Genomic DNA, 13308 nt, shown 5'->3' with positions numbered 1-13308 from the left:
TAGGAGTCAAGGCATGGCAGGAGTAATGGACTCAGTAAACCAGCGCACACAGCTGGTAGGGCAGAATCGCCTGGAACTGTTGCTTTTTCGCCTGGACGGCAAGCAGCTGTACGGCATCAATGTGTTTAAAGTGCGGGAAGTGCTGCAGTGCCCCAAGCTGACCATATTGCCTAAATCCAGCCCGGTGGTCTGCGGCGTAGCGAATATCCGAGGCGCGACCATTCCGATTCTCGACCTGGCCATGGCCACCGGTTCTTCGGGGTTGCAGGACCGCGAAAGCCCCTTTGTGATCATCACCGAATACAACACCAAGACCCAGGGTTTCCTGGTGCGCTCGGTGGAACGCATCGTCAACATGAACTGGGAGGAGATCCATCCGCCGCCCAAGGGCACCGGGCGCGATCACTACCTCACGGCGGTGACGCGGGTCGACAACCAGTTGGTCGAAATCATCGACGTGGAAAAGATCCTCGCCGAAGTCGCCCCCACCTCGGAAACCATTTCGGTTGGCGTGGTAGACGCCGAAACCGCGCACAAGGCAGTGTCACTGCGTGTGCTGACGGTGGACGACTCCTCGGTGGCGCGCAAGCAGGTCAGCCGTTGCCTGCAAACCGTCGGCGTGGAAGTGGTGGCCTTGAACGATGGTCGCCAGGCCTTGGATTACCTGCGCAAGTTGGTGGACGAAGGCAAGAAGCCGGAGGAAGAGTTCCTGATGATGATCTCCGACATTGAAATGCCGGAAATGGACGGCTACACCCTCACGGCCGAAATACGTAACGACCCACGCATGCAAAAATTGCATATCATCCTGCATACTTCCTTGTCGGGCGTATTCAATCAGGCGATGGTCAAGAAGGTCGGTGCCGATGACTTCCTGGCCAAATTCCGCCCTGATGACCTGGCATCCCGGGTAGTCGACCGGATCAAGGCAGCAGATCACGGCTAGGGGGATTTCCTCCTGGCGGTCACACGATTTAAGAGGCGGTATCATTGTCTACGGGTAATTTGGATTTCGAACAGTTCCGGGTCTTCCTGGAAAAAGCCTGTGGCATATTGCTCGGTGAAAACAAGCAGTACCTGGTATCCAGCCGTCTCAACAAACTGATGGAGCAGCAGGGCATCAAGTCCCTGGGCGAGTTGGTGCAGCGCATCCAGGGCCAGCCGCGCAGTGGGCTTAAGGAAATGGTGGTAGATGCCATGACCACCAACGAAACCTTGTGGTTTCGTGATACCTACCCCTTTGAAGTGCTCAAGAACAAAGTGCTGCCGGAGGCCATCAAGGCCAGCCCCGGCCAGCGCCTGCGCATCTGGTCGGCCGCCTGTTCTTCGGGGCAGGAACCGTACTCGATCTCGATGTCGATCGATGAGTTCGAGCGCACGAACATGGGCCAATTGAAGGCCGGCGCGCAGATTGTCGCCACCGATTTGTCCGGCACCATGCTCACCAACTGCAAGACCGGCGAGTACGACAGCCTGGCCCTGGGCCGTGGTTTGTCCCAGGAGCGCCTGCAACGCTTCTTCGACCCCAAAGGGGCCGGGCGCTGGGCGGTCAAGGCGCCGATCAAGAGCCGTGTGGAGTTTCGCTCGTTCAACCTGCTCGACAGCTATGCCAGCCTCGGCAAGTTCGACATGGTGTTCTGCCGCAATGTGCTGATCTACTTCTCGGCAGAGGTGAAGAAGGACATCCTGCTGCGCATTCACGGTACGCTCAAGCGCGGGGGCTATCTGTTTCTTGGCGCGTCCGAAGCGCTCAACGGGCTACCGGACCATTACCAGATGGTGCAATGCAGCCCAGGCATCATTTATCAGGCCAAGTGACGGTGGCTTGAGCAAAAAAAACGGGAAGCCCCGCAAAGGCTTCCCGTTTTTATGTGCGCCGAGCGCCGGTTTTTTTTACGGGCGGTGGTTAGGGCCTGGGTGTCATTCGGATATTGCCCAGAAACAGAAGATTGTCCTTGCCGGGGATGGTCTCGTTGAAAATACCCAAATGCACAGTGCCGGTACTGCCTGCGGTAAATGTCCCGGTTCCGGTTTGAGTTGATGCGTTGGTTATGTTTTGTACGTTGGCACCGATTCGGCTGCCGTTAATCGTCAGGTACAGCGTCGAGCCATCTCCAGCGGGTGTACCACCTAAGACATCAAAGCTGAAATCGTAGGTGCGCCCAGCGATGACCGATACGGGGCGAGTGATGATGTGAGCCCTGGTTACCTGGCTGCTGGGCAGGTCAACGACCACGCTGCCGTCGACGACGTGCAGCACCCCGCCTGCATAAACTGACTGAGGTACCCAGCCTTGGAACGTGCCATCGGCGAAATCCCACACTGTGCCAGGCAGAGGCACAACAATAACGCCTGCGTCGATGGACACGGTTGACGTCGGCGCAAAGTACACGTCGCGGCTGCCACGCCGAATGCGTAGCAATAAAAACACATTGGTGCCTGACTTACGGGTAATGAATGATTTGAGTATCGGAAAGTTGAGCTCGGCCTCGTCTTCCTCTGCCTCATAGCTCAGGTTGTACGTTCTGCCGTTTTCGCCGATCACGTTTGCGACGATCAGATCACCCGTCTTGATGGCAAAGGCGCAAGTCATTTCAACTGTTTTACCGATCAGCAGTTTGGTCTGCAGGTTTGGAATGGGTAGCGCGTTGTCCTGCAGGACGAATCGGAGGGGAGGAATAGTCAGCATGTTGTGCCTCTGCTTTTCGCATGTAGGGGGTTGCGAGATAAGGCGCGTAGAAGGGCAGGCGCGACAACTGTCAGAAATGACAGTGCAGACGAACGGTCAAAGCCGCCGGCGCGCAGGGGCAGCCTGTTTAGCGTTTGCCACCGGCAGTAAAAGCGGCAACCGCCATTGCCGCTTTACTGGCGCCACGCGGAAGCCCATTGCCGCTTTTCTGGCATTGCCGCCGGCAAATCCCGCGCAACCCCTTGATTTACGGGCATGCAGCGAATTGGCATGGGCCTTGCTATAACCCAGATACGAAAAGCAGGTCAGCCTAAAGGTTTCCGCCATGAGCATCAGCTTCGATAAAGCGCTCGGTATCCACGAACAAGCCCTGGGCTTCCGCGCTCAGCGTGCCGAAGTCCTGGCCAACAACATTGCCAACGCCGACACCCCGAACTACAAGGCTCGGGACCTGGACTTTTCCGCCGTGCTCGCCGCGCAGCAGGACAAGACCAAGAACGGCACCTTCGCCTTGAACATGACCAACAGCCGTCATATCGAAGCGCAAGGCCTGAGCAATGGGGACGAGTCGCTGCTGTATCGCACGCCGATGCAGCCATCGATCGACCAGAACACCGTCGACGCCCAGCTGGAGCAATCGGCCTACGCCGAGAACTCGGTGAACTTTCAGGCCAGCTTCACCCTGCTTAACAGCAAATTCAAAGGGCTGATGTCAGCCCTGCGCGGAGAGTAAGCCATGTCCCTCGCCAGTGTTTTCAATATTGCCGGCAGTGGCATGAGCGCGCAGACCACGCGTTTGAACACCGTCGCCAGTAACATCGCCAACGCCGAGACCGTGTCTTCGAGCATTGACCAGACCTACCGCGCCCGCCACCCGGTGTTCGCCACCATGTTTCAGGGTGGTCAGGCCGGCCAGAGCGGCAGCGGTGATTCGCTGTTCCAGAATCAGGATGCGGCCGGGCAAGGCGTGCAGGTGCTCGGTGTGGTCGAGGACCAGAGCAACCTGGAAGCCCGCTACGAGCCGAACCACCCCGCCGCGAACGAAAAGGGCTATGTGTACTACCCCAACGTCAACGTGGTTGAGGAAATGGCCGACATGATTTCCGCCAGCCGCTCGTTTCAGACCAACGCGGAAATGATGAACACCGCCAAAACCATGATGCAGAAGGTCCTGACCCTGGGTCAGTGATAAGGGGCGCCAAATAATGGCCATTGTTGATACCACTTCTACACCCAACTCGGCGGTTCAGGACCTGTTCAACTCCAAGGTCAAGACTGCTACAGATAACAGCGGCCTTGAAGGTGCCGCCAAGGCGGCCACGGGCAACCAGGCGCTGGGCAAGGACGCGTTCCTGCAATTGCTGGTGACCCAGCTGAAAAACCAGAACCCGCTGTCGCCTCAAGATAACGGCGCCTTCGTGGCGCAGTTGGCTCAATTCAGCAGCCTGGAAGGCATCAACACCCTGAACGACTCGGTGAATGCGATCTCCAGCAACTTCAGCTCTTCCCAAGCGCTGCAGGCGTCGTCGCTGGTCGGGCGTTCGATCATCACCCAGACCGACAAGGCCATGGTGGATACCAGCAAAAGCATGACCGGCTCGGTGGCAGTGACGGCAGCGACGGGCAACGTCTCGGTGAAAATCACCGACAAAGACGGCAACGTGGTGCGCACCATCGACATGGGCGCCCAAAGCGCCGGCGATTCAAGCTTTATCTGGGATGGCAAGAACGACAATGGCGAAGTCGCCCCCGCCGGCACTTACACCTTCGCGGCCAGCACCAAGAATGACAAAGGCGACTCGGTTGCCCTGTTGACGTCGCTGCCGGCAACGGTCACCAGTGTGACGTTGAGCAAGACCGGCGGCGAAATGCTGCTCAACCTTGCAGGCGGCATGGGCAGCGTCAAGCTGTCGCAAATTCAGACTATCGGTACATAGAGCCGGCTAAATACGGCAGAAGGAGAGAAACATGTCTTTTAACATCGGCCTTAGCGGCCTCTATGCGGCCAACAAACAACTGGACGTGACCGGCAACAACATTGCCAACGTTGCGACCACCGGTTTCAAAGCGTCCCGCGCGGAATTTTCCGACATCTACGCGGCGTCCAAACTGGGCACCGGCCAGAACAGTGTCGGCAGCGGCGTGAACCTGGCGGCAGTGTCCCAGCAGTTCACCCAGGGTGACGTCAACAACACCGGCGGCTTGCTGGACATGGCGATCCAGGGCGGCGGTTTCTTCGTGCAGAAGGGCAGTGACGGTTCGCTGGAATACACCCGCAGCGGCACTTTCCGTGCGGACAAAGACGGCTTTATCACCAACAACACCGGCACCTCGCGCCTGCAAGGCTACGCAGCGGACGCCGATGGCAACATCATCAAAGGCGCGCTGACCGACCTGCAATTGAACCTGTCGAACCTGCCGCCCAAGGCGTCCACCAAAGTGGACTCCACCAGTAACCTGAACTCTTCCTCGCCGGTGATCGACCAGGCGGCCCACCCGTTCGATCCAACCGAGTCCAGCTCGTTCAGCACCCAGTACAACACCACGTTGTATGACACGCAGGGTAACGCGCACCCGATGGTGCAGTACCTGGTCAAAACCGACTCCAACACCTGGAAGTCCTACACCCTGATCGACGGCCGTAACCCTGACGGTTCGGCGCCTACCGGCACAGGCTCGACGCCACCGGTGGCATCGACGTTGAGCTTTGACGGCTCCGGCAAACTCACCGGGATTGTGACCGGCACTACCTCCAGCACCACCTTGCAGCTGACCGGCTGGGTGCCGGGTACGGTGACCAATGGTGTGTGGACCAAAAACGGCGCGAATGCCAACCCTGGCGGGATTGCCATCAACATGGGCAACATCACCCAGTACAACTCGGCCACCTACCGTAACCCTCCGGTCACCGATGGCTACGCCACCGGCCAGATCACCGGCCTGAACATCGACGGTAACGGCGTGCTGTTCGCCACTTTCAGCAACCAGCAGAGCAAGTCCATTGGCCAGCTCTCCCTGGCCAGCTTCAACAATGAACAGGGCCTGCAGCCCTCGGGTGGCACCACCTGGAAAGAGACCTTCGCCTCGGGCCAGCCGGGTTACGACGCTCCGCAATCCGGTACCTTGGGGTCGATCGTGTCCAAGTCCCTGGAAAACTCCAACGTCAACCTGACCAACGAGCTGGTGGACCTGATCAAGGCCCAGAGCAACTACCAGGCGAACGCCAAGACCATCTCCACCCAGAGCACCATCATGCAGACCATTATTCAGATGACCTGATGCGGTTGGCCTGACACTGCTGCGAACGAAAGCCCCTCACGCGAGGGGCTTTTTTTTGCGTGCAATTTGGCTGGAAATAATTCCCACCCTGCGCTCGATTACGACCCGACATGCTTTTGCTGGAACCGACTACGCCGTTCATTCCACTTATCGGACTTAAAGGTATTGGATCTTACGGGGGCTGGTATGTGGAATTCGTCGATGTCTGGCCATGGGGCCGGAGGTGTGCGTTATGACGTGGGCGGCGCGGGGGCGGGGCAGAATCTGTGGGGCGTAAGCCGTACAGAGGAAAAAAAGGATGACGCCGAGGCCGATAAAAAAACCGTCGCCCAGATGCTCAAACAGTTGGATGAGGCCGAAAAGGGCAATAAAAACCAAACCGCCCAGGACCTGCGGGACAAGCTCAATAAAAAACGCAAGGAGCTGGGGGAGGAGAAGTTCAAGGAGATCCTTGAGGCGTTGAAGAAGGACGCCTCCAGCGATTTGCTCGCGTTGTTGAAGAAGCTGTTTCCGGATCTGTTCCCGGATGAGCCGTCACCAGCGCCTGCGCCAGCACCTCAACCGTCACCAGGTGGTGGTGGTGGTGGTGGTGGTGGTGGCACGGTCAATCCCAGTAATTTCGGCTCCGTAGAGTCCATGAGCAGCAAACCCTTTACTCAAGGAGCTCAATTCACTAACTACACGCCCGACAAAAGCAACCCCGGGGAAAAACCTGGCATGGGCAGGGAACTCGACAACATCTGGAGTGGCTTCAGGCAGGGGCCAGACGGAAACTGCATCACTGTGTCGGCCATAAAGGCCGCGATGATGAAGTTTGGCAAGAAAGCTACTGACGTGTTCAGGGATGTGAAAGCAGCAGGCGATGGATGGGACGTGCAGATGAAGGATGGGTTTCAACTCCATCTGAGCCGGAATGAATTAACGCAGGCGGCGCAACAGGCTCGGTTCATGGGGAATGATCCGCAAATGATGACCAACGCCAACTTTATGTACGCCGCCAGCGCCAAACGTGCGCAGATGGAAGGTAATAATGGGTTTGGTTATGGGAACGATCACAACGCCAAAAGAAGTTACCTTGATGCATTAGTGAGTTTGAATGACGGTGAACACCGTAATGAGGGGCTGGATCGTCTGGGTCTCAAAGGCTTGTACAGGCAGTCATCGAGTGACGAACTTGCCCGTGGTGCGTTGGGGGTTGTGAACTACGATCACCATTCGATGGCAGTTATTGGCGGCCGCGTAGAGTTATGGGGCGGGCGAGGTGGTCGACCTGGAAGGGAGGATCCGGGAGAGGCATACGCATTTGTATAGCGTGACAGACAAGCTGCAATAAAAAAGCCCGTTAACCCAAAAGAGTTAACGGGCTTTTCAGCAACCGCTCAGCTTATTGGCAAGCTTCGCAATCCGGCTCGTCAATCGCGCAAGCCTTTGGCACTGGCGCCGGGCCGGCTGGAGCAGCCAGCACCGAATCATCACCGTGGTTGCCGCTGGAAACAGCGTTGAGCTTACCGGTGTTGATGGTCGACTTCTCGGTGCTGGTCGCGGCCAGGGCACGGAGGTAGTAAGTGGTTTTCAGGCCACGGTACCAGGCCATGCGGTAGGTCACGTCAAGCTTCTTGCCCGAGGCACCGGCGATGTACAGGTTCAGCGACTGCGCCTGGTCGATCCACTTCTGACGACGGCTGGCGGCGTCAACGATCCACTTGGTGTCCACTTCGAAGGCCGTCGCGTAGAGCTCTTTGAGTTCTTGCGGGATGCGCTCGATCTGCTGCACCGAACCGTCGTAGTACTTCAGGTCGTTGATCATGACCGAGTCCCACAGACCGCGGGCCTTGAGGTCGCGAACCAGGTACGGGTTGATCACGGTGAATTCGCCCGACAGGTTCGATTTCACGTACAGGTTCTGGTAAGTCGGTTCGATCGACTGCGATACGCCAGTGATGTTGGCGATGGTTGCGGTCGGTGCGATGGCCATGATGTTGGAGTTACGAATACCTTTCTGCACACGGGCACGTACCGGCGCCCAGTCCAGAGTTTCGTTCAGGTCAACGTCGATGTACTTCTGGCCGCGCTGCTCGATCAGGATCTGTTGTGAGTCCAGCGGCAGGATGCCCTTGGACCACAGCGAACCCTGGAACGTCTCGTAGGCGCCGCGCTCGTCGGCCAGGTCGCAGGAAGCCTGGATCGCGTAGTAGCTGACCGCTTCCATGGACTTGTCGGCGAACTCGACCGCAGCGTCCGAACCGTACGGAATGTGCTGCAGGTACAAGGCGTCCTGGAAGCCCATGATGCCCAGTCCGACCGGACGGTGCTTGAAGTTGGAGTTCTGCGCCTGTGGCACCGAGTAGTAGTTGATGTCGATTACGTTATCGAGCATGCGTACGGCGGTGTTGACGGTGCGTTCCAGCTTGGCGGTGTCCAGCTTGCCGTTGACGATGTGGTTCGGCAGGTTGATCGAGCCCAGGTTGCAAACGGCGATCTCGTCCTTGTTGGTGTTCAAGGTGATCTCGGTGCACAGGTTCGAACTGTGGACCACGCCCACGTGCTGCTGCGGGCTGCGCAGGTTGCACGGGTCTTTGAAGGTCAGCCATGGGTGGCCGGTTTCAAACAGCATGGACAGCATTTTGCGCCACAGGTCTTTGGCCTGGATGGTCTTGAACAGCTTGATCTTGCCTGGGTACTGGGACAGGGCTTCGTAGTACTCGTAACGCTCTTCGAAGGCCTTGCCGGTCAGGTCGTGCAGGTCCGGCACTTCGGATGGCGAGAACAGGGTCCACGGGCCGTCATCGAAGACACGCTTCATGAACAGATCAGGGATCCAGTTGGCGGTGTTCATGTCGTGGGTACGACGACGATCATCACCGGTGTTCTTGCGCAGCTCGATGAACTCTTCAATGTCCATGTGCCAGGTTTCCAGGTACGCACACACAGCGCCTTTGCGCTTGCCGCCCTGGTTGACCGCAACGGCGGTGTCGTTGACCACTTTCAGGAACGGTACAACGCCCTGGGATTTGCCGTTGGTGCCCTTGATGTACGAACCCAAGGCACGCACCGGGGTCCAGTCGTTGCCCAGGCCGCCAGCGAATTTGGACAACATGGCGTTGTCGTGGATCGCGTGGTAGATGCCCGACAGGTCATCCGGCACGGTGGTCAGGTAGCAACTCGACAGCTGTGGACGCAGGGTGCCGGCGTTGAACAGGGTTGGGGTCGACGACATGTAGTCGAAGGACGACAACAGGTTGTAGAACTCGATGGCGCGGTCTTCTTTGTGCTTCTCTTCAATCGCCAGGCCCATGGCCACGCGCATGAAGAACACTTGCGGCAGTTCGAAGCGCACACCGTCCTTGTGGATGAAGTAACGGTCGTACAGGGTTTGCAGGCCCAGGTAGGTAAACTGCTGGTCGCGCTCGTGGTTGATCGCCTTGCCGAGTTTTTCCAGGTCGAAGGTGGCCAGGATCGGGTTCAGCAATTCGAATTCGATACCCTTGGCGATGTAGGCCGGCAGGGCCTTGGCGTACAGGTCAGCCATCTCGTGGTGGGTGGCGCTGTCGGCCACGCCCAGGAAGCCCAGGCCTTCGGCACGCAGGGTGTCCATCAGCAGGCGCGCGGTCACGAACGAGTAGTTCGGCTCACGTTCAACCAGGGTACGGGCGGTCATCACCAGAGCGGTGTTGACGTCGGTCAGGGCCACGCCGTCGTACAGGTTCTTCAGGGTTTCGCGCTGGATCAGGTCACCGTCGACTTCTTCCAGACCTTCGCAGGCCTCGGTGATGATGGTGTTCAGGCGGCCCAGGTCCAGCGGAGCAAAGCTGCCGTCGGCCAGGGTAATGCGGATCGACGGGTGAGCTTGCACGGCCGCTTCTTCAGCCGGTGTGCGCACGGCACGTTCCTTGGAGCGGGCGTCACGGTAGATCACGTAGTCGCGCGCCACTTTCTGCTCGCCGGCACGCATCAGGGCCAGTTCAACCTGGTCCTGGATTTCTTCGATGTGGATGGTGCCGCCCGACGGCATGCGACGCTTGAAGGTCGCGGTAACCTGTTCGGTCAGGCGGGCAACGGTGTCATGGATGCGCGACGAGGCAGCAGCGGTGCCGCCTTCAACTGCAAGAAACGCTTTGGTGATGGCGACGGTGATTTTGTCATCGGTGTAAGGAACGACAGTGCCGTTACGCTTGATCACGCGCAGTTGGCCAGGTGCGGTGGCGGACAGATCCAGGTTCGAATCGGCGGCCTGCGGCACGGAGCCCTGCGGGTTCTCGCGAGTTGTGTCGGTTTGCATGGGGGGTTGTCTCCACATTCTATATTTATTTGGGCACCATCAAGGTGCCCACCGTTCCGTCCTGAAGCACTTACAACAGGCCTGGGCCTGGCATAACAACTTCGGGACAGGAGGAAGGGAGCTCATCGCGCCGCTTCCATGCCGAAGTCTTCGGTTCGGAGCTTCAAAGAGCCCTTGGCCGTATTCCTGCCGGGTGACAGTTGCTCGCTCCAAGCACTGCAACACCCGTACCGTTTTCTGCCAATTGGGCGGGGAAAACGGTTGCCATCCGCGTGCGCGGTTTGGGCTTTTAAAAAAGGCTTTGGTTCAACCAAACAGGAGCAAGAAAGCGCTTGAGTTTCTTGTCTGATTTGTGTTTGGTTTTTCGCTTAAAACCCTACATGTAGGGTTTTTTTAGCGCCGAGGTACAAGATAATGCGTTTTGGGGGGCTTAGCAACGCACTACCTGTGGATAACGCTGTGGGTAAAATGTGTATGAAACGTGGAACGCCCGTGTAGGCCGCAGTACTGCTGGATTACGCCGTTTGTCACCGAATATTCCAAGGCAAAAACCGTCTGTTGGTTTTTTGAGGGCGCGAACCCTATCACAAAAAAACGCGATCACCGAATGGATTTCCAGGCGTGTACTGGAGGGCTGGCCCATGGCTACAATCGGCCCCTATAGAGAGAGGCCACATTGTGTTTCCCGCACATGACAATAATGAGAAGCGAGGTAGCGCATGGAGCAAGAAGCCTGGCAAATATTGATCGTCGAAGACGACGAGCGATTGGCCGAGTTGACCCGTGATTACCTGGAGAGCAACGGCTTGCAGGTGTCCGTGGAGAGTGACGGTGCCCAGGCGGCGGCGCGCATCATCGCCGAACAACCGGACCTGGTGATCCTCGACCTGATGCTGCCCGGCGAGGACGGCCTGAGCATCTGCCGCAAGGTCCGCGAGCGCTACGACGGGGTGATCCTGATGCTTACCGCGCGTACCGACGATATGGACCAGGTGCAGGGCCTGGACATGGGCGCCGACGACTATGTGTGCAAACCCGTGCGCCCGCGCTTGTTGCTGGCGCGAATCCAGGCGTTGTTGCGGCGCAGCGAGCCGGCAATACCCGCCGCCGTGGAAAACCAGCGGCGCCTGCAGTTCGGCCCGCTGGTGGTGGACAACGCCCTGCGCGAAGCCTGGCTGCACGAGGGCAGCATCGAGCTGACCAGCGCCGAGTTCGACCTCTTGTGGCTGCTGGTGGCGAATGCCGGGCGCATCCTGTCCCGCGAAGAAATCTTTATTGCCTTGCGCGGGATTGGCTACGACGGCCAGGACCGCTCCATCGACGTGCGCATCTCGCGTATTCGGCCCAAGATCGGCGACGACCCGATTCACCCGCGGCTGATCAAAACCATTCGCAGCAAAGGCTACTTGTTCGTCCCCGAAGCTGCCGCCGACATGCCGCTGTGAACTCGATCTTCCTGCGCATCTACGGCGGCATGTGCGCGGCGCTGGTCCTGGTGGCGTTGCTCGGCGTGCTGGCCCTGCACCTGCTCAATGAAGTGCGCAGCGGCCAGTACCGTGAGCGTCTGGCCCACGGCACCTTCGCGCTGATGGGCGACAACCTGCAACCGATGAGCGCGATCGAGCGCCGGCGCGCCCTGGCGGTGTGGGAGCGCTTGCTCGGCATTCCCCTGGAACTGCGTCCCTTGGCGGACGCCCAGTTGGACCTGACCCAGCGCAATCGCCTGCAACGTGGCCAGGTGCTGGTGGAGCAGACCGGCCCGCATGCCGCGCGCGTGCTGCGCCTGGTCAGCGAACAGTCGCAGCTTGTGCTCACGGGTGAAGTGCAGCAGATCAGCGAGCAGTTGGCGCGTGCGACGATTTACCTGCTGGCTGACGAACTGGTGCGCTTCCCGGTGGCCGAGCAGCCGCAACGCCTGGCGGACATAAAAGAGGCCAAGGGTTTTGGCTTTGAGATGCACCTGATGACGCTGGATCAGGCGGATATGGATGACGACCAGCGCCGCCGCGTCGCGGAAGGCGATACGGTGATGGCCCTGGGCAAGGGCGGCGATTCCATCCGCGTATTCGCCGGTATGGTCGGCACGCCGTGGGTGCTGGAAATCGGCCCGCTGTATCAAATGAACCCGTACCCGCCGCAGTGGCTGATCCTGATCGCGTTGATCAGCCTCACGCTCATCGGGTTGATCGTGTACCTCTTGGTGCGTCAGCTCGAACGGCGCCTCAAAGGCCTGGAAGCAGCGGCCACGCGCATCGCCAAAGGCAACCTGGAAGTGCGTGTGCCGGCCCGTGGCGCCGATTCGGTAGGGCGTTTGGCCGCCGCCTTTAATGGCATGGCCGAGCACTTGCAGCAATTGCTGGCGATCCAGCGCGAGCTGGTGCGCGCGGTCTCCCACGAGTTGCGCACCCCGGTGGCGCGCCTGCGCTTTGGCCTGGAGATGATCGGCGACGCCGCCACCCCAGAGGCGCGGCGTAAATATATGGAAGGCATGGACAGCGATATCCAGGACCTCGACGGCCTGGTCGACGAGATGCTCACCTACGCCCGCCTGGAGCAAGGCGCGCCGGAGCTGAATTTCCAGCGGGTCGACCTTAATGCCTTGCTCGATCAGGTGATCGGCGAATTATCGCCACTGCGCCCGCAGGTCAGTGTCGCCCGTGGCATCTGCCTGTCCTCGGCACATTGGGATGACGCCTGGGTCGACGCCGAACCGCGCTACCTGCACCGCGCCCTGCAAAATTTGGTGAGCAATGCCATGCGCCATGCCCAAAGCCAGGTATTGATCAGTTATCAAGTGGGCCAGGTGCGCTGCCGCATCGATGTGGAAGATGACGGGCCGGGCGTGCCGGAAAGCGCCTGGGAGCGGATCTTCACGCCATTCTTGCGTCTGGACGACAGTCGCACGCGAGCTTCAGGCGGGCATGGTCTGGGTTTGTCGATCGTGCGGCGGATTATCTATTGGCACGGCGGGCGGGCGTTGATCAGCAACAGCAACAACCTGGGTGGGGCGTGTTTCAGTTTGAGTTGGCCCAGGGATCAGGACAAGACTTAAGACCGCCAT

12 protein-coding genes are annotated in these 13308 nt (G+C 59.1%); 9 read left to right on the top strand and 3 right to left on the bottom strand.

Translation table 11 applies throughout. The features are described from left to right. The first annotated feature begins 13 nt into the window (after positions 1-13). Positions 14-946, top strand: a complete 933-nt coding sequence (locus tag BFP92_RS09750) for a chemotaxis protein CheV (protein ID WP_017138388.1) — start codon at positions 14-16, stop codon at positions 944-946. A 44-nt stretch (positions 947-990) separates the two neighbouring features. Continuing rightward, positions 991-1818, top strand: a complete 828-nt coding sequence (cheR, locus tag BFP92_RS09745) for a protein-glutamate O-methyltransferase CheR (protein WP_017138387.1) — start codon at positions 991-993, stop codon at positions 1816-1818. An 88-nt stretch (positions 1819-1906) separates the two neighbouring features. Here the strand turns inward: cheR and BFP92_RS09740 are convergent, their stop codons facing one another. Both BFP92_RS09740 and BFP92_RS31925 read right to left on the bottom strand, forming a co-directional pair. Further along, positions 1907-2689, bottom strand: a complete 783-nt coding sequence (locus BFP92_RS09740; protein WP_065929335.1) for a hypothetical protein — start codon at positions 2687-2689, stop codon at positions 1907-1909. A 96-nt stretch (positions 2690-2785) separates the two neighbouring features. Further along, positions 2786-3016 carry a hypothetical protein gene (locus tag BFP92_RS31925; RefSeq protein WP_141722752.1) on the bottom strand — a complete coding sequence of 77 codons (231 nt, stop codon included), beginning with the start codon at positions 3014-3016 and terminating at the stop codon, positions 2786-2788. On the opposite strand from BFP92_RS31925, the gene flgB reads away from it, so the two are divergent. The 5 genes from flgB (at position 3015) to BFP92_RS09715 (ending at position 7279) form a co-directional block, all read left to right on the top strand. Next, the gene (gene flgB, locus BFP92_RS09735) at positions 3015-3422 is read left to right on the top strand and encodes a flagellar basal body rod protein FlgB (protein ID WP_010208346.1); all 408 of its coding nucleotides are present in this window, start codon (positions 3015-3017) and stop codon (positions 3420-3422) included. The two genes, BFP92_RS31925 and flgB, sit on opposite strands and share 2 nt — an antisense overlap. A gap of 3 nt (positions 3423-3425) precedes the next feature. Next, the gene (flgC, locus tag BFP92_RS09730) at positions 3426-3878 is read left to right on the top strand and encodes a flagellar basal body rod protein FlgC (RefSeq protein ID WP_017138385.1); all 453 of its coding nucleotides are present in this window, start codon (positions 3426-3428) and stop codon (positions 3876-3878) included. Between the two features lie 16 nt (positions 3879-3894). Next, complete coding sequence (gene flgD / locus BFP92_RS09725; RefSeq protein WP_065929334.1) at positions 3895-4626, top strand: flagellar hook assembly protein FlgD; 732 nt, start codon at positions 3895-3897, stop codon at positions 4624-4626. Between the two features lie 31 nt (positions 4627-4657). Then, positions 4658-5968 carry a flagellar hook protein FlgE gene (gene flgE / locus BFP92_RS09720; RefSeq protein WP_056861661.1) on the top strand — a complete coding sequence of 437 codons (1311 nt, stop codon included), beginning with the start codon at positions 4658-4660 and terminating at the stop codon, positions 5966-5968. Positions 5969-6154: 186 nt separating this feature from the next. Next, positions 6155-7279 (top strand): hypothetical protein, encoded by a 1125-nt coding sequence (locus BFP92_RS09715; RefSeq protein WP_065929333.1) that lies wholly within the window; start codon positions 6155-6157, stop codon positions 7277-7279. A gap of 73 nt (positions 7280-7352) precedes the next feature. On the opposite strand, the gene BFP92_RS09710 is transcribed toward BFP92_RS09715, so the two are convergent. Further along, positions 7353-10247 carry a ribonucleoside-diphosphate reductase subunit alpha gene (locus BFP92_RS09710; protein WP_065929332.1) on the bottom strand — a complete coding sequence of 965 codons (2895 nt, stop codon included), beginning with the start codon at positions 10245-10247 and terminating at the stop codon, positions 7353-7355. 719 nt (positions 10248-10966) lie between these two features. On the opposite strand from BFP92_RS09710, the gene BFP92_RS09705 reads away from it, so the two are divergent. Next, positions 10967-11692: a response regulator gene (locus BFP92_RS09705; RefSeq protein ID WP_065929331.1), complete on the top strand. Its 726-nt coding sequence runs from the start codon at positions 10967-10969 to the stop codon at positions 11690-11692. Then, entirely contained in the window at positions 11689-13299 is a 1611-nt protein-coding gene (locus tag BFP92_RS09700) for an ATP-binding protein (protein WP_065929330.1), read from the top strand. Before BFP92_RS09705 ends, BFP92_RS09700 begins: the two co-directional genes overlap by 4 nt. Positions 13300-13308: the final 9 nt, after the last annotated feature.

Source organism: Pseudomonas sp. 58 R 3, from assembly GCF_900006605.1.
Lineage (GTDB): Bacteria > Pseudomonadota > Gammaproteobacteria > Pseudomonadales > Pseudomonadaceae > Aquipseudomonas > Aquipseudomonas salomonii.
This window is presented reverse-complemented; position numbering and strand designations above follow the sequence as displayed.